The 15,956-nt window shown below is 69.2% G+C and carries 18 protein-coding genes; 7 read left to right on the forward strand and 11 right to left on the reverse strand.

The features are described from left to right. Positions 1 to 106: 106 nt before the first annotated feature. Positions 107 to 1,612, forward strand: a complete 1,506-nt coding sequence (locus tag AB0L64_RS12565; RefSeq protein ID WP_359938516.1) for a PspC domain-containing protein — start codon at positions 107 to 109, stop codon at positions 1,610 to 1,612. Further along, positions 1,609 to 2,250: a response regulator transcription factor gene (locus tag AB0L64_RS12570; RefSeq protein WP_355696130.1), complete on the forward strand. Its 642-nt coding sequence runs from the start codon at positions 1,609 to 1,611 to the stop codon at positions 2,248 to 2,250. The genes AB0L64_RS12565 and AB0L64_RS12570 overlap by 4 nt, the downstream gene beginning before the upstream one ends. Before the next feature lie 115 nt (positions 2,251 to 2,365). Here AB0L64_RS12570 and AB0L64_RS12575 read toward each other — a convergent pair whose 3' ends face one another. The 6 genes from AB0L64_RS12575 to rpsR form a co-directional block, all read right to left on the reverse strand. Then, positions 2,366 to 2,770, reverse strand: a complete 405-nt coding sequence (locus AB0L64_RS12575; protein ID WP_363710259.1) for an NUDIX domain-containing protein — start codon at positions 2,768 to 2,770, stop codon at positions 2,366 to 2,368. 55 nt (positions 2,771 to 2,825) lie between these two features. Beyond that, positions 2,826 to 3,344 carry a GNAT family N-acetyltransferase gene (locus tag AB0L64_RS12580; protein ID WP_363710260.1) on the reverse strand — a complete coding sequence of 173 codons (519 nt, stop codon included), beginning with the start codon at positions 3,342 to 3,344 and terminating at the stop codon, positions 2,826 to 2,828. A gap of 141 nt (positions 3,345 to 3,485) precedes the next feature. Then, positions 3,486 to 4,058, reverse strand: a complete 573-nt coding sequence (locus tag AB0L64_RS12585) for a GNAT family N-acetyltransferase (RefSeq protein ID WP_363710261.1) — start codon at positions 4,056 to 4,058, stop codon at positions 3,486 to 3,488. Between the two features lie 39 nt (positions 4,059 to 4,097). Next, positions 4,098 to 4,670 (reverse strand): META domain-containing protein, encoded by a 573-nt coding sequence (locus AB0L64_RS12590; protein ID WP_363710529.1) that lies wholly within the window; start codon positions 4,668 to 4,670, stop codon positions 4,098 to 4,100. Further along, entirely contained in the window at positions 4,553 to 5,449 is an 897-nt protein-coding gene (locus AB0L64_RS12595; protein WP_363710262.1) for a hypothetical protein, read from the reverse strand. The genes AB0L64_RS12590 and AB0L64_RS12595 overlap by 118 nt, the downstream gene beginning before the upstream one ends. An 84-nt stretch (positions 5,450 to 5,533) precedes the next feature. Then, on the reverse strand, positions 5,534 to 5,776 hold the full coding sequence (gene rpsR / locus AB0L64_RS12600; protein WP_355473940.1) for a 30S ribosomal protein S18: 243 nt from the start codon (positions 5,774 to 5,776) through the stop codon (positions 5,534 to 5,536). 135 nt (positions 5,777 to 5,911) lie between these two features. Between rpsR and AB0L64_RS12605 the strand changes: the two genes are divergently transcribed. Beyond that, on the forward strand, positions 5,912 to 7,234 hold the full coding sequence (locus AB0L64_RS12605; protein ID WP_363710263.1) for a C1 family peptidase: 1,323 nt from the start codon (positions 5,912 to 5,914) through the stop codon (positions 7,232 to 7,234). 52 nt (positions 7,235 to 7,286) lie between these two features. Here AB0L64_RS12605 and AB0L64_RS12610 read toward each other — a convergent pair whose 3' ends face one another. Continuing rightward, a complete protein-coding gene (locus AB0L64_RS12610) occupies positions 7,287 to 8,015 on the reverse strand; it encodes an alpha/beta hydrolase (protein WP_363710264.1) in 729 nt (242 codons plus the stop codon). Between the two features lie 41 nt (positions 8,016 to 8,056). Beyond that, on the reverse strand, positions 8,057 to 8,782 hold the full coding sequence (locus tag AB0L64_RS12615) for a PIG-L deacetylase family protein (RefSeq protein WP_363710265.1): 726 nt from the start codon (positions 8,780 to 8,782) through the stop codon (positions 8,057 to 8,059). A 44-nt stretch (positions 8,783 to 8,826) separates the two neighbouring features. Here AB0L64_RS12615 and AB0L64_RS12620 point away from each other — a divergent pair, with 44 nt between their 5' ends. Further along, positions 8,827 to 9,897, forward strand: coding sequence for a serine hydrolase domain-containing protein (locus AB0L64_RS12620; protein WP_363710266.1), 1,071 nt, complete (start codon positions 8,827 to 8,829; stop codon positions 9,895 to 9,897). Here AB0L64_RS12620 and AB0L64_RS12625 read toward each other — a convergent pair. The 3 genes from AB0L64_RS12625 to AB0L64_RS12635 form a co-directional block, all read right to left on the reverse strand. Beyond that, positions 9,894 to 10,502, reverse strand: coding sequence for an ATP-dependent Clp protease proteolytic subunit (locus AB0L64_RS12625; protein WP_363710267.1), 609 nt, complete (start codon positions 10,500 to 10,502; stop codon positions 9,894 to 9,896). The genes AB0L64_RS12620 and AB0L64_RS12625 overlap by 4 nt on opposite strands. Then, a complete protein-coding gene (locus AB0L64_RS12630; RefSeq protein ID WP_363710268.1) occupies positions 10,499 to 11,095 on the reverse strand; it encodes an ATP-dependent Clp protease proteolytic subunit in 597 nt (198 codons plus the stop codon). Before AB0L64_RS12630 ends, AB0L64_RS12625 begins: the two co-directional genes overlap by 4 nt. 162 nt (positions 11,096 to 11,257) lie before the next feature. Then, complete coding sequence (locus tag AB0L64_RS12635) at positions 11,258 to 12,175, reverse strand: phospholipase (protein WP_363710269.1); 918 nt, start codon at positions 12,173 to 12,175, stop codon at positions 11,258 to 11,260. A gap of 82 nt (positions 12,176 to 12,257) precedes the next feature. On the opposite strand from AB0L64_RS12635, the gene pcrA reads away from it, so the two are divergent. The 3 genes from pcrA to AB0L64_RS12650 all read left to right on the forward strand — a co-directional run bounded on the left by pcrA (position 12,258) and on the right by AB0L64_RS12650 (position 15,939). Then, positions 12,258 to 14,576: a DNA helicase PcrA gene (gene pcrA, locus AB0L64_RS12640; protein WP_363710270.1), complete on the forward strand. Its 2,319-nt coding sequence runs from the start codon at positions 12,258 to 12,260 to the stop codon at positions 14,574 to 14,576. An 84-nt stretch (positions 14,577 to 14,660) separates the two neighbouring features. Next, positions 14,661 to 15,221, forward strand: a complete 561-nt coding sequence (locus AB0L64_RS12645) for a hypothetical protein (RefSeq protein ID WP_359938556.1) — start codon at positions 14,661 to 14,663, stop codon at positions 15,219 to 15,221. Positions 15,222 to 15,264: 43 nt separating this feature from the next. Next, complete coding sequence (locus AB0L64_RS12650; protein ID WP_363710271.1) at positions 15,265 to 15,939, forward strand: TetR/AcrR family transcriptional regulator C-terminal domain-containing protein; 675 nt, start codon at positions 15,265 to 15,267, stop codon at positions 15,937 to 15,939. Positions 15,940 to 15,956 lie beyond the last annotated feature (17 nt).

A 15,956-nucleotide genomic window follows, 5' to 3' on the forward strand; every position in this document is an offset into this window, starting at 1 on the left:
GGGGGTTCTCCCCGAGTCGACCCTGAGCGCGGAGGGTAGCGGCTGAGGAGGCGGCCGGGGACAAGCCTGCTGGTGTCGGGCCTGTCCACATGTGACGATCGTGGTGATGAGCCAGCCAGCAGCCGCGCCGCCGGGCGGGACCTCCAGCAACGGGGGCCAGCCCGAGCCTACGCCTGGGCAGACCCAGGACCAGTGGCGCTACAAGGGCTGGGGGCCGCAGGGCCCGGCAGGGCAGTACCAGGGCCCGTACGCCGCTTACGCCGCCCGGATGGGTGCGCAGGCGGGCTCGGGACCCGGTCAGTCGTACCTTCCACCAGGGCAGCCGGCCTCCGCCCGCCAGCCGACGGACGCTCCACGGCGGGCGTACCGCCGTACGGAAGGACGCGTCGTCGCCGGTGTGGCCGGTGGCATCGCGGACCACCTTGGCGTGTCGGACACCGTCGTACGGCTGGTGCTGATCGCGACCACGGTGTCCGGCGGCTTCGGCATCCTGATCTACGCCGCGTTGTGGTTCTTGATGCCGCTGGCCCCGGAGACGGTCCCGGCCGCGCCCGGCCTGGCCGCGCACACGCGGAGCGGGCTGCGCTCCGACGAGCCTGCACCGCCGGTCGCCGAGGCGAAGCAGCGGAAACGGGAGAAGAGTCGCGGACAGCTGCCCGCGCTGGTCGCCATCGGCGCCGGGCTGCTGATCCTGTTGCAGGTCGCCGGGCTCGGGATCGCCGGGAAGCTGTTCTGGCCGCTGGTGTTCGCCGCGACCGGTCTGGCGCTGATCTGGCGGCAGGCCGACGAGAGCCAGAAGGACAAGTGGGCGCGCGACGTCCGGGTCCCGATCCTCGGGCTGGTGCTCGGCAAGGGCGGCTGGAAGTCGCTCGTCCGGATCGGCGTCGGCCTCGTCCTGATCGGCACCGCGGTCACCCTATTCCTGGTGCAGAACGGCCGGCTCTCGATGGTCGGCGACGTCCTGATCGCGCTGCTGCTCGCCGTGGTCGGGATCGGCGTCATCGCCGGGCCGTGGGTGCACCGGCTGACCCGCGACCTGAACTCCGAGCGCGCCGAGCGGGTCCGTTCGCAGGAACGCGCCGACATGGCCGCGCACCTGCACGACTCGGTCCTGCAGACGCTCGCGCTGATCCAGAAGCAGGCCGACGACCCGAAGGCCGTGGCCCGGCTGGCGCGCTCCCAGGAGCGCGAGCTGCGGTCCTGGCTGTACGACGAGGAGCACGACGCCGACCAGACGATCGCCGGCGCCGCGAAGCAAGCGGCCGCCGAGGTCGAGGACTCGCACGGCGTACCGATCGAGGTCGTAACGGTCGGCGACTGCGACCTGACCGAACCGCTCGCCTCGATGGTCCGGGCCGCGCGCGAGTCGATGGTGAACGCCGCCAAGCACTCGGGGGCTGCGAAGATCGACGTGTTCGTCGAGGTGGACGGCGACCGGGTGGAGATGTTCGTCCGCGACCGCGGCAAGGGATTCGACGTCGACGAGGTCCCCGACGACCGGCTCGGCTTGCGGCACAGTGTGATGGGCAGGATGGAACGGCACGGCGGCCGCGCGACGGTGCGGTCCGATCCGGAGACAGGGACCGAAGTGCGACTGGAGATGGACAGATGAGCAGCAGGCGGGTAGTCGTCGTCGACGATCACGACATGTTCCGGGCCGGGGTACGCAGCGAGATCGGCGCCTCGGTCGACATCGTCGGGGAGGGCTCCGACGTCGACACCGCCGTGAAGGCGATCGTCGGCACCGAACCGGACGTCGTCCTGCTCGACGTCCACCTCCCGGGCGGTGGCGGTACCGAGGTGATGAAGCAGGTGCACCAGCGGCACCCCGACATCAAGTTCCTGGCGCTGTCGGTGTCCGACGCCGCCGAGGACGTCATCGGCGTGATCCGCGCCGGCGCCCGCGGGTACGTCACCAAGAACATCTCCGGCACCGAGCTGGTCGACGCGATCAACCGCGTCGCCGAGGGGGACGCGGTGTTCTCGCCGCGCCTGGCCGGCTTCGTCCTGGACGCCTTCTCCGGCGCAATCGACATCGCGTCGGTCGACGAGGACCTGGACCGGTTGTCGCAGCGCGAGCGTGAGGTACTGCGGCTGATCGCGCGCGGGTACGCGTACAAGGAAGTCGCCCGCGAACTCTTCATCTCCGTGAAGACCGTCGAAACCCACGTCTCCTCGGTCCTCCGCAAACTCCAACTCTCCAACCGCCACGAACTAACCCGCTGGGCCACCGACCGCCGCCTGGTGTAATCGGCCCGTCGGTTCTGCTGGATGGGGTAGTCGGCCCAGGCGCGGCTCGTTCCCGCCTGAGGGGATGTGTTGCCTGAAGCGAATGGCTGCTGGTGGGCGGGCGGTCCGGCGGCGGCTAACCGGTTGCGACCTGGACGGCGCTCAGAATGTTTGGCAGGGATTCCGGGTGGGCGAGCTTCAGGTCTGCGAGATCGCTCGGGCGGAACCAGCGGAGGTCGTCGTGCTCGCCGGGTTCGGCGATGACCGGTTCGCCGTGCCAGTGCGTGACGAGGAAGCCGCGCATGTCGAGGACCGGGTCGTGGACGGTCATCGGGATGGGCAGCGGGTTGTGGATCTCGACGCCGACTTCCTCGAGACACTCCCGACGGACCGCCTGATCAGGTGATTCGCCTGGTTCGACATGTCCGCCGACAAAGCCCCAGCAGTCCGGATACGCCTGACGCAGTGGGTGGCGATGCGCCAAGAGCACGAGGCCGTCGCGCACAAGGACAGCGGTAGCGATCTGAATCCGGGCGACCATGGCGACACCCTAGGCGCGACCACCGACATACCGCGGAGCCCGCGCAAGTGAGACCTCAGTGGGAAGCGTCGGGTGTCCACTCGCGGCGCAGAAGGCCGTAGACCCAGGAGTCGGAGACGTCGCCGTTCACGATGCAGTCTTCGCGGAGCGTCCCCTCGCGGACGAAGCCGAGCTTCTCGAGGACTCGGGCAGATCCGATGTTGCGTGTGTCGGCCTCGGCCTGGACGCGGTTCAGGTCCAGCGTGTCGAAGGCCCACCCCAGCACAGCGCGAGCGCCCTCTGTCGCATACCCGTGCCCCCACGACGCCTCGGTGAGGCAGTAGCCGAGTGACGCGCTGCGGAAGTCCGGGTTCCACTGGCTCAGGCTGCACCAGCCGAGGAACTCTCCGTCGGACGCACGATCGATGGCCACGCGAGCGCCCGTACCCTCCTCCGCCATCGTCCGGCACGCCGCGAGGAACCGTGCAGCGCGGCTCCGCTCACTCCACGGCGGCGAGTCCCAGTACCGCAGTACAAACGCGTTGCTGTGCAGCGCGAACAGCGCGTCCGCATCCGCGTCGCCGAAAGGACGCAATCGCAGACGATCGGTGGTCAACGTCGGCGTAGGCAGCGACACAGGTATCTCGTTTCGTCCGGGCTCGGTCGCCGACCAACCAAGCACCTGACGCCCTCCATCCGCAACGAATTTCCGGGCCGGCGCCGGGCTGATCCAGCGTCAATGCACCTCGCGCACCATGACGCAGTTGCCCAGGCCCTTGGGCCGGTCGTAGGTGAAACCTTCGCGCTCGTACATCGTGCGGGTGCCGTTGTAGAGGAACGACGAGTTCTTCTTCCGGACCCCGCCGGTGTCGTGCGGGTAGCCCTCTACCGTGCCGCCGCCCGCCTGCGCGATCAGTTCGACAGCTCCGCGCAGGGCGATCGCCGCCAGACCCTGACCGCGATGGCCGCGCTCGACCAGGATGCAGGTGACCCGGTAGTCGGGCAGGCGCTCGGCAGTGGCGAGATACTCCTTGCGATGCTGGATGTCGGGCAGTTCGTCGGGCGTGCCGTACTCCGCCCAGGCCACGGCCTGGTCGCCGTCGTAGACCAGCGCGGCATGCGCGATCCCCTCGGCCACCAGACGTTGCTTGAGAGCCCGGTTCCCCTCGGCGCTCTGCCCCTTCTCCACGCAGTCGGGATGAAACTTGGTACACCAGCAGCCGGCGAACATGCCCTTGTTCCGCTCCACGAGCGCGGCGAAGTCGTCGAAGGTCTCCGGCGTGAGCGCCTTGATCCTGAGGTCGGACATGCCGCCAACGTACCGCTGATTCCGGACGTTCCGCGTCCGTTAACTCATCGCTTTCAGGTCGAGGCCGATGCCGGACGGGGCCAGCAGAGTCAGCTGGTTGTAGTCGATCGTGTACGAGACTGCCGGTCCGAGCGTGGCCAGGATCGCGGCCTGCAGCCTGGCAGTTTCGGCGGTGCAGGAGTGGTCGGTGATGGCGATGTCGCTGAAGGCCAGTTCGCTGTTGTTGCGGGTGACGGTGCCGGAGAATTCGCTGCATCCGGTCCAGCCGGTCAAGCGCCCGTCGTCGAACCTGATCCATGCTTCGCCGGCGCGATAGAAGCCCTGGCGCAGATCGGCGTTGGTGATGGTGGTGACGACGTTCCACCTGATCCCGTCGAGCGGGACATCCGGTTCGGCGATCTGCCGGTCCAGCAGCGTGATCGTCGTACTTGCGGAGGTGAGGGTGAGCTCGTCGCCGTTCACTTCCCAGCTGGGTTCGCTCGTCAGGAACGTCTTCAGCCATTCCTCCTGGTCCCGAAGCGGCGGTTGGCAGCCGACCTGGGTGCCGCCGAGACCGGGGATCCACAGGGTCCCGTCGGCCAGCAGTTCACCGGCTGCGCTCGCTGTGCCCAGACTGTTACAGCCGACGTCCGCGCGTACGACGTCGTACACCGCGGGCCGTCGGCGTTCTTGTTGGGCGTCCGCGCGAACTCGAGCCGGATACGCGTGTTCGGGAGCAGTTCCCTGGGCTCGCCGCCTTCAATGATTGCGGTGGACAGGTACGTCTTGCCAAGCGGCGTGCTGGTCGACGGATCCAGAACCGCGATCGCGGATCTGAACTCGCGCAGTCGGTCCAGGAGTACGCCGGGTCCGCCGGCCGCTCGGTCCTGCATACCTGCTCGATGCAGGGTCGGCCGACCGTCCAGATCGACGCGGATCACCGTGCGGGCTCCGTAGGCGGCAGCCGGCGTACGGCGGTCGTCGGCGTCGATGATCACAGTGCCGGCCGGCAACTGCGCGCGGGCTTCGGCGGCAGAGGCGGCTGGAGCTTGGCCGGTTCGGCCGGCGCTACCGCCGTAAAGGAAGGGATGGCTTTCCCCCAGGTACACCAGCGGACCCCAGGACCCGTCGAAGAACAGCACCCAGCCGTCCTGGATGGCAGGCGCCAGCCACTCGGGCATCGTCGGGTCCTGCCGGATCGGCGCCAGGACGGCGATCCGCTCGGCGAGCGCGAAGTCGACCATGGCGAGGGCGCTGGTCGGCAGGTCGAGGTGCCGGAACAGCTGATCGTGCGCGGCCGACGTGTGGACCGAGATGCCGACCGGGTGGTCGACGGGGCGGCCTTTCAGGAGATTCACCGCACGGGCGTCGCGGGCCACCACGGCGTACGTCAGCGGACTCGGACTCGTCACGACGACAGCCTCACCAGCCCGCAGTACGTCGACCGCGTGCAGCTGCGCGCGATCGAACTCAGGCAGGTCAATCTGAGGCGGCTCTTACCTACCCGAGGAGGTGTAGGGGAGGAGGGCCATTTCGCGGGCGTTCTTGATGGCTCGGGCGATTTGTTTTTGTTGCTGGACGGTGAGGCCGGTGACGCGGCGGGAGCGGATCTTGCCGCGGTCGGAGATGAACTTGCGGAGGAGGGCGGTGTCCTTGTAGTCGATGTAGGTGATGCCGTCGCGGTCCAGCGGGTTCTGCTTCGGCTTGCGCTTGCCGGTCGGGGCCGGGCGTCGGGGCATGACGCCTCCTCTGTTGAATGTCGTTTTCAACTAGCGTAGCGCAAGGTTTCGGCGGTGGCGCGTTTCGGCCAGGGCATCGATTCGCCACTCCGTTCCGGCGGTCCGGGCTTGGTGGCTGTTATACCGTCGACTGTTATGGAGCGGAATCTCACAGCCGATCAGCTCGCGCTCTTCGAGAAGGAGTTCGCGTCGAACCCGCAGTACCGGGTGATGCAGAACGCCGTCACGCAGACGCCGGTCAACAGCATCGCCCTGGATCGCCAGATCGTCACCTCGATGGACCATTCGGTGTCCCATCTGCTGGACGACTGGAAGGTCACCAATCAGAAGAAGAGCGGCCGTTGCTGGCTGTTCGCCGGGCTGAACCTGCTCCGCGCCGGCGCGGCCGAGAAGCTCGGCGTCAAGGACTTCGAGTTCTCCCAGAACTACCTGCTGTTCTGGGACAAGTTCGAGCGCTCGAACTTCTTCCTCGAGGCGATGATCGACACCGCGGACCGCGACGCCGACGACCGGACCGTCGCGCACCTGCTGTCCGACCCGATCGGTGACGGCGGCCAGTGGAACATGTTCGTCGCGCTGGTCCGCAAGCACGGCCTGGTGCCGAAGACCGCGATGCCGGAGACCGAGAGCTCGTCCGCGACCGCGCAGCTGAACGACACCCTCCGCAAGCTGCTGCGCCAGGGCGCGCGCGACCTGCGGGCGCTGGAGGGCGACGAGGCCCGTCGCGACCGCAAGCGGGAGATCCTGACCGCCGTGCACCGGGTGCTGAGCATCCACCTCGGGACGCCGCCGCAGAAGTTCCTGTGGCAGTGGAAGGACAGCGACAAGGGCTTCCACCGCGACGGCTGGACCACGCCGACCGAGTTCGCGGCGGCGTACGTGCAGCTGCCCGTCGACGAGTACGTCTGCCTCGTGCACGACCCGCGCCCGAGCAGCCCGGTCGGCCGGACGTTCACGGTGGACTACCTGGGCAACGTCATCGACGCCCCGCCGGTGGTGTACCTGAACGTCGAGATCGACTTGATCAAGCAGCTCACCAAGGACGCGATCGTCGGCGGCGAGCCGGTCTGGTTCGGCTGCGACGTCGGCAAGCAGATGAACGCCGACCTCGGCTTCTGGGACGCCAAGCTGTACGACTACGGCGCGGTGTACGACACCGACTTCACGCTGGACAAGGCCGAGCGGCTGGTGCACCACGAGACGCTGATGACGCACGCGATGCTGTTCACCGGCGTCGACGTCGTGGACGGCACGCCGCGCCGGTGGCGGGTCGAGAACAGCTGGGGTGACGAGAAGGCCGACAGCGGGTTCTGGACGATGAACGACTCGTGGTTCGGCGAGCACGTGTTCGAGGTCGCCGTCCGCCGTTCCGCGCTGCCGGCCGAGCTGCAGGCCCGCCTCGACGACGAGCCGATCGTGCTGCCCGCCTGGGATCCGATGGGCGCCCTGGCCGACTGACAACGCAGTGTTCCCGAAGGACCCCGGCCACCGGCCGGGGTCCTTCGCCGTTTCACCCGGTGATGAGGGCGAGGGCCTCGGTGGGGCGTTCCAGGGTTGGGAGGTGACCGGCCCAGGGGAGGTTGATGTGCTCCGCGTTCGGGAGGCGTTCGGTGAGGTAGATCGCAGAGTCGGCGAAGAACTTGAAGTCGTGGGCGCCGGTGATCAGGCGGACCGGTGCGGTGATCTTCTCCGGCTCGACCGGCCATTCCTCGTTGTCCACGTCACCGGCCGCGAGCTGTACGTCGTACGCGCGCTTCTGCATGACCCGGAGCAGTTCACGGGCCTCGTCGTCCGCCTCCGGGCCGATCCACCGGCGCACTGTGAGTTCGGTCGCACCGTCGACGTCGCCCGCCTCCAGCAGCGCGTTCTCCTCGCCCCACAACGCCCGCAGCTCGTCGTCCGGCTGCACGTTGTCGGTCGGTGCGCAGAGCAGCACCAGCCGCGAGAACAGCTCCGGCCGACGGCTCGCCACCTGCTGTACGACGTACCCGCCGTACGACGCGCCGACCGCCGTCACGTCCTTCGCGCCGAGCTCCTCGAGCAGCGCGAGCACGTCGCCCGCGTCGGAGTACGTCGGGGCGAGCGGCGTCTCGCCGTACCCGCGCAGGTCGAGCGTGATCACCCGGTTGCTGCTCTTCAGTTCGTCCACCTGCCGGGCCCACATCCGCGAGTCGGCCACCCCGGCGTGCACCAGCAACAGATCCGGGCCCTCCCCGGTCACCGCATGAGAAATCGTCATGGCTGAACCTTCCAGGCCACAGCCGTCGCCAGGCAAACTGATTAGACCCGGACGACGGTGAACGCCTCGGCGTAGTGGTTGGCCGGGAAGCCGGCTGCTGCGGCGACGGCCGCGAAGTTGGTGCGGATGCCGGCCCGGAGACCGTCGGGGTCGCGGTGCTGGCTGGTGTGCGACATCAGCGCCGCGATCTTCTGGTCGAACGTGTCGGTGATGTCGACGTAGTGGTTCGCGACCGGGTGGTCCATCATCCACAGCTCACCGACGTCCCACGCCTCTTCGGCCAGGTCCGGGTACGCGTACGGGTTCCCCGCCGCGGGATAGAACGCGCGGACCGCCGCCTCGGCCGCGGCCAGGTGGTCCGGGTGGGAGACCTGCAGCCGGTGCCACGAGCGCTCCGGCGACTGGGTGAGCAGCCGTTGCGGGCGCACCGTGCGGATCACCCGGCTGATGTCGCGGACCAGTTGCGGGGTCGGCTCGACGGAACCGTCCTGGTAGCCGAGGAAGTGCAGGTCGCGGACGCCGACGTGCTGCGCGGCGGCGGTCTGCTCGGCCCGTCGTACGGCGGGGATCCCGGCGCGGTCCCGATCCGGCTCGAAGCCGCCGGCCTGACCGTCGGTGACGACGCAGTACTGGACCTCGATGCCGGCCTTGGTCCACAGCGCGACCGTGCCGGCGCCGCCGAAATCGATGTCGTCGGGATGCGCGACGACGACCAGCACGCGCTCGATCTCGCTGTCCGGCCGCGGGTCCGCCTCAGGCACTGTCACGCTCCCGACCCTAGCCGTTTGCCTGGGTGGGCACAGTGGAATTCATGGAGTTCGGTGGCACGTGCGACCCGCGGGACGCCGGCCTCGACCCCGGCCGGCTCGCGGAGGCGGTCGAGCTGATCGAGGCCCGGGGCGCGGTCGCGCAGCTGTGCGTCGTCCGGGACGGCCGGACGGTGGTCGATCGCTCCTTCGGGTGTTCACCGAACGCGTTGTTCTGGCTCTTCTCCGCGAGCAAGCCGTACGTCGCGGTCGTCATCCATCAGCTCGTCGAGTCCCGGCGGCTGCACCTCGACGACGCGGTCGCGGCGTACTGGCCGGAGTTCGGGCACAACGGCAAGCGGGAGATCACCGTTCGCCACGTGCTGCGGCATCGCTCGGGCCTGTCCAACGCGGGCTCGTACGTCGGTGAGGTCCGCGCGATGACGGACTGGAACCGCTCGCTGCGGCGGATCGAGGAGACCGCGCCGCGGTGGCCGATCGGAACCGTCGCGTACAGCCCGCTGGCGTTCGGGTTCGTCCTCGCCGAGGTTGCGCGGCGCTGCAGCGGGACGCCGATCGACGAGTTGGTACGGCACAACGTGCTCGAACCGCTCGGCGTCGAGGACACGTACCTCGGCCTGCCCGCCGAGCTCTGGGGCCGGCACGTGCCGATCCGTGCGACCGGTCCGCTCGGGCCGTTCATCCAGTCCGTCGTGAACCGGCGCAGCACGCGTGAGGCCGTCGTACCGGCGGCCGGGATGTCGACGACCGCGCGGGACCTGGCCGCGTTCTACCAGGCATTGCTGGAGGGCCGTCTCTTGCGGCCCGAGTCGCTCGCGGCGGCGGTCGAGCCCAGCAGCGAAGGCGAGTACGACCCGGTGGCGCGGGCGCCGGTGCGGTGGTCGCAGGGGTTCCAGCTCGGCGGGCCGCGGTGGATGGAGGGCACGGTGTCGTCGCTCGGATCAGTCAGCAGCCCGCGGGCGTTCGGCCACAACGGCAGCAACTGCTGCATCGGCTGGGCCGACCCGGATCGCCGGATCACGTACGCGTACCTGACCAACCGGGTCGGCCGCCCACAGCCGGACCTCCTCCACCACGCGGCCGTCGCCGACAAGGTCCTCGAAGCCGCCGGTTAGCTGAAGACGGGGAGCGGCACCCGCCCCGTGATCACCTGGTCGACGATGCCGTACTCCTTGGCGCCCTCCGCGGTCAGCACGTGGTCGCGATCGGTGTCGTGCCGCAACTGCTCGACGGTCTGCCCGGTGTGCCGCGCGAGGATCTCCTCGACCTGGCCGCGGACCCGCACCACCTCGTCGGCCTGCAGGATCAGGTCCGGGATGGTGCCCTGACCACGCGCGGCCGGCTGGTGCAGGACGATCCGGGCGTGCGGCAGTACGGCGCGGCTGCCCGGAGTGCCCGCCGCGAGCAGGACCGCGCCGGCGGAGATCGCCTGCCCGACGCAGAACGTCGAGATCGGCGACTGGATGTACTGCATCGTGTCGTAGATCGCGAGCATCGCGGTCATGTCGCCGCCCTCGCAGTTGATGAAGATCTTGATCTCTTGCTCGGGCTTGTCCGCTTCCAGATGCAGCAGTTGCGCGATCAGTGCGTTCGCGACGCCGGCGTCGATCGCCGTGCCGATGTAGATGATGCGCTCGGCCAGCAAATGGGAGTAGACGTCCATGATGCGCTCGCCGCGAGGGTGCTGCGCGATCACGTTCGGGATCGTGTACGTGCTCATGCTGCCGCCTTCCGTCGGGGCATGACCTGGTCGAAGGAGTCGACGATGTGGTCGATGAAGCCGTACTCCCGGGCCTGGTCCGCGGTGTACCAGTGGTCGTGCAGCGAGTCCTCGTGCACGGTCGCGAACGGCTGGCCGGTGTCCTCGGCGATCAGCCGGAGCACGGTGTCGCGGATGTGCCGCAGATCGTTGGCCTGGATCTCGATCTCGACCGCGGACCCGCCGATCCCGGCGGAGCCCTGGTGCATCAGGACCCGCGCGTGCCGCAGCGCGAAACGCTTGCCCGGCGTACCGGCCGACAGCAGGAACTGCCCGGCGCTGCAGGCCAGCCCGATCGCCAGCGTCGACACGTCGCACGGCACCAGCCGCATCACGTCCCGGATCGCCAGCATCGACGGCACCGAACCGCCGGGCGAGTGGATCCACAACGCGATGTCGGTGTCCGGGTCGTCGGCCGCCAGCGACATGATCTGGCTGGCGAGCAGGGTCCCGTTGTCGTCGTCGAGCACGCCGTCCAGGACGACGATCCGCTGCCCGAACAAGCGTTGCCGGGCGGCCTCGTTGAACATCGGCGGTTTCATGTCTTCTGCCATGTGTTCATGGTTGTCGCAGCCACCGGGCGCATCCCAGCTTTTCTGCTGACGGCAAGTCTGCCCAGAGCAAAGCCGGCGGTATGGCACTCTCCTGCGGGTGAATCTGACTGCGGACCTGGGCAGCGCCGCGCCGGTGGTCCTGCACCTCACCCGGCAGCTGTCCTAGAGAACGGCCGCCAATCGATCTGCGAAGTCGGCCGGGAACGCGTGCCCGAGCCCCGGGATCGGCTCGATCGTGAACCCCTTCAGCTGATCGGCCGAGCCCTCGACCGTCTCCAGCAGATCGTCCTCGGCGCCGATCCAAATCGTTGCCGGAGACAACGGCGTCCCGCCCGCCGGCAACTCCCGCAACGCAGGAGCCATCGCAAGCACACCGGCAACAGGAACCGGCCGCCCGGTCAACGCCCAATCAACAGCAGCCCGCCCACCGGCCGAGAACCCAGCCGCAACCACCGGCACCCGCCCCGCTCCCAAGACCCGCGTCCGGCTGTTGGCGAGCTGCAAGCCTGTTGCCGTTTGGGCCTCGGTGAGGGCTTTGGCGATGTCGGCTGCGGCTTGGTCGCGGTCGGGCCAGGTGCGGTACTTCGGTGACATGCGGCGGGACGACTGGACGCAGATGAGGGCGTAGCCGAGGTCCAGGACGCCGTTCCAGTCCCGCCGGGCGTGGCTCGCCGTCTGCCCGGCCCCGTGCAACGCCACCACCACCCCCACTGCCGCCTGATCCGGCAGATCGATCACCGGGGGAGCCGGATCGTCGGTCACGCGGGGCTCGGACACTCTGACCAGTTCCTGGAACTCGGGGCGGTCCTGCAACCCGGCCAAGTCGTCGTCCTCGGTGAGGATCGCCGGCCGCCACCACGCGCCCGCCGCACTCGCGTCGAGCAGGACCCGCAGCGCCCCGTCGGCGTCGCCGGAGGCCCCGAGCAGGCACGCCTTCAGGTGGGCGAGTTCGGCGGCCCACGCCTCCAGGCCGTCGCTCTCCGCGTCCACCAGGTCCGCGGCCGCGCGGTACTTCCGGTCGTAGTACTGGACCTCGACCCGGTCCACCAGGTCGTCGTACCGCAGTTCGGAGGCATCCATGAGGCCGATCCTGGCAGCTCCGGACGCGCGGTTCGAACCGGTTTTCGGTAACTGTCGGCGGGAGCGCCTAAGGTGTTGGGTGATGACTACGCTGTTCTCGCCTGATGAGCTCCCGGTGCCGCTGGAGGAGCCGAAGACGTCCCGGACCGACCCGGATGCGCTGCTCGACGGGCTGAACCCGCAGCAGCGCGCCGCCGTGGTGCACGCCGGCAAGCCGCTGCTGGTGGTGGCCGGTGCGGGGTCGGGCAAGACCCGGGTGCTGACCCGCCGGATCGCCTACCTGCTGGCGGCCCGCGACGCGCATCCCGGCTCGATCCTGGCGATCACGTTCACCAACAAGGCCGCCGCCGAGATGCGCGAGCGCGTCGTCGACCTGGTCGGGCCGCGGGCGAAGCTGATGTGGGTCTCGACGTTCCACTCGTCCTGTGTGCGGATCCTCCGCCGCGACATCAAGCGGTTCGGGATCAACTCGACGTTCTCGATCTACGACGACACCGACTCGCGCCGGCTGATGACGCTGGTCTGCCGCGAGCTCGACCTGGACGTCAAGCGCTACAACCCGCGCGCCGTGCTGAACTGGATCAGCGCCCAGAAGAACGAGCTGGTCGACCACGAGACGGCCGCGGCGAAGGCGGAGAACCACCTCGAGCAGACGTATGCCGAGTGCTACCGGATCTACCAGGAGCGCCTCGCCCAGGCGAACGCGCTGGACTTCGACGACCTGCTGATGACCACGGTCAACCTGCTGCAGGCCTTCCCCGAGGTCCGGGAGTACTACCGCCGCCGCTTCCGCCACGTGCTCGTCGACGAGTACCAGGACACCAACCACGCGCAGTACACGCTGATCCGCGAGCTCTGCGGCGAGGACGAGCCCAACGACAACGGCCCGACGGCGCCGCCGGCGGAGCTGATGGTGGTGGGCGACTCCGACCAGTCGATCTACGCGTTCCGCGGCGCCACGATCCGCAACATCCTCGCCTTCGAGGAGGACTTCACCGGCGCCGAGACGATCCTGCTGGAGCAGAACTACCGCTCCACGCAGACCATCCTGACCGCGGCCAACGCGGTGATCGCGCGCAACGAGGGCCGCAAGGCGAAGAACCTCTGGTCCGACCAGGGCCAGGGCGAGCAGATCGCGGTGTACGTCGCAGACAACGAGCACGACGAGGCGCAGTTCGTCGCCGACGAGATCGACCGGCTGGCCGACGCCGACGGGGTGAAGCCGTCGGACGTCGCGGTCTTCTACCGGACCAACGCGCAGTCGCGGGTGTTCGAAGAGGTCTTCATCCGCACCGGCCATCCGTACAAGGTGGTCGGCGGCGTCCGGTTCTACGAGCGCAAGGAGGTCCGCGACGCGCTCGCTTACCTGCGGGTGCTGGTGAACCCGGAGGACACCGTCTCGCTGCGCCGGATCATGAACGAGCCCAAGCGCGGGATCGGCGACCGCGCCGAGGCCGCTATCGAGGCGCTCGCGCAGCGGGACCGGATCTCGTTCGCGCAGGCGATGCGCCGGGCCCAGGACGCGCCGGCGATGGCGTCGCGGTCGGTGAACGCCGTGCAGGCCTTCGTCGACATCCTCGACGAGCTGACCGCGATGGTCGACTCGGGCGCGCCGCCGGACGACATCCTCGACGTCGCGCTGCACCGCTCGGGGTACTACGAGACCCTGCAGAAGTCGCCGGACCCGCAGGACGAGACCCGCCTGGAGAACCTGGACGAGTTCATCTCGGTGGCGCGCGAGTTCGTCGAGGAGCGGACCGCGGCCGGCGAGGCCGCCGACCTGCAGGCGTTCCTGGAGCGGGTCGCGCTGGTCGCCGACGCCGACCAGATCCCGGACGCGGCCGACGACGGCGGCGTGGTCACGCTGATGACGCTGCACACCGCGAAGGGCCTGGAGTTCCCGGTGGTGTTCCTGACCGGCATGGAGGACGGCGTCTTCCCGCACTCCCGCTCGCTGACCGACCTGAAGGAGCTCGAGGAGGAGCGCCGGCTGGCGTACGTCGGCATCACCCGGGCCCGGCAACGACTGGCGATCTCGCGCGCCGCGGTGCGTTCGGCGTACGGCGCTCCGCAGCACAACCCGCCGTCGCGGTTCCTGGAGGAGATCCCGGCCGAGCTGCTCGACTGGCGCCGCGACGAGTCCGCGATCACCCGCTGGTCGGGGACCGGCACGAGCCGCGGGAGCGGGATCCCGAGCCGGTACGAGCCCGCCCGCAAGACTGCCTCCGACAAGCCGGTGATCAGCCTCAACCCGGGCGACCGGGTGGTGCACGACAGCTTCGGGATGGGCACCGTCGTGGTGGTCCGCGGCGAGGGTCAGCAGGCCCAGGCCGACATCGATTTCGGCTCCGAGGGCGTCAAACGCCTGCTCCTGCGCTACGCACCGGTGGAGAAGATCTAGTCAACTTCTTGGACGGGTGCGTTGCATCTGACCCGGAGATTGAGACAATCAAGGATCTTCGGCCCACTCCCGGAAGCGGCCCCCATGTCCAAGTCGTCGGCCAGCAACCGCCGGATCATCCTGGCGGGAGCGAATCCTGGGCTGCGGCTGTTCGACGAGAAGGGCAAGGTCACGGCGTACGCGTCGATCTGGATGGTCGACTGGTCGATCCGCGGCTCCGGTACGGCGGTGGTGCTGTGGTTCGACGGGATCGTCCGGGTGGTGTCCGAGGACCCCGACCTGGCCGCCTGGCTGGAGTCGTACTTCGTCCGCTCGTTCCTCGAGGTCCAGGGCCTGCCCTGGCACGAGCCGGCCGTCGAGCGGGACCTGGTCCAGGTCTCGATGAACCTCGCCGACGGGTTGAGCGCCAAGGCCGCGGACATCCAGATCGAGATGAGCGGCGTCCTCGACCGCCGGCTGTTCGCGACCGACAACTTCCAGCTCGCCGACGGCAACCACAGCCTCAGCCTGGTGATCGCCCCGGTCCGCGCCGCCACGGTGTCGATCGGCGGCGCGTCGGTCCCCGGCTTCGTCCAGGTCGACGGCTCGCCGGACAAACCGGGCTCGTCGGCGTTCCTGACCACCGCCGAGGTCTGGCAGCGCTGACCCTTCCCTTACGCTGTAAGCCCAGCGTCGGAAGGGAATCCAGGTGGCACAGGCGAACTCCGAGCCACGGGCGCCGCTGAGTCGCGAGTTGTTGCTCCGGGCCGCGGTCGCGATCGCCGACGCCGACGGGCTCGAGGCGGTCACGATGCGCCGCGTCGGCGAGGCGGTCGGCGCCGAGGCGATGTCGCTCTACCACCACGTCGCGAACAAGGGCGATCTGCTCGACGGTCTCGTCGACCTGGTGATGGCCGAGATCGACGAGCGCGTCGAGCGGGCCGCCGTACCGGGCGACACCTGGAAGCAGGCGATGCGGCGCCGGATCCTCTCGGCGCGCGAAGTCATGCTGCGGCACCCGTGGGCGCCGCGACTGTTCGAGACGCGGCCCACCATGAGCCTCGCGGTGGTCCGATATCACGACCGGTTGGTCGGGCTGATGCGCGCCGGCGGGTTCTCGTACGACCTCGCCCACCACGCGCTGCATGCCTTGGGCAGCAGGGCGCTCGGATTCTCCCAGGAACTGTTCGATCCGGCCGCGAGCGCGAGCCCGGCGTCCGAGCGGATGCTCCGGGAGTTGGCCGATCAGGTCCCGCACCTGACCGGCATGATGGCCGAGATCGCGCACGACGACCCGGCCGGCACGATCGGCTGGTGCGACGACCAGGCCGAATTCGAGTTCGCCCTCGACCTGCTGCTCGACGGTCTCGACCGCCGGCGCTGACCGCGCCAGGCCCTTGA

It is taken from the genome of Kribbella sp. NPDC051936, assembly GCF_040680955.1.
Taxonomy (GTDB): Bacteria; Actinomycetota; Actinomycetes; order Propionibacteriales; family Kribbellaceae; genus Kribbella.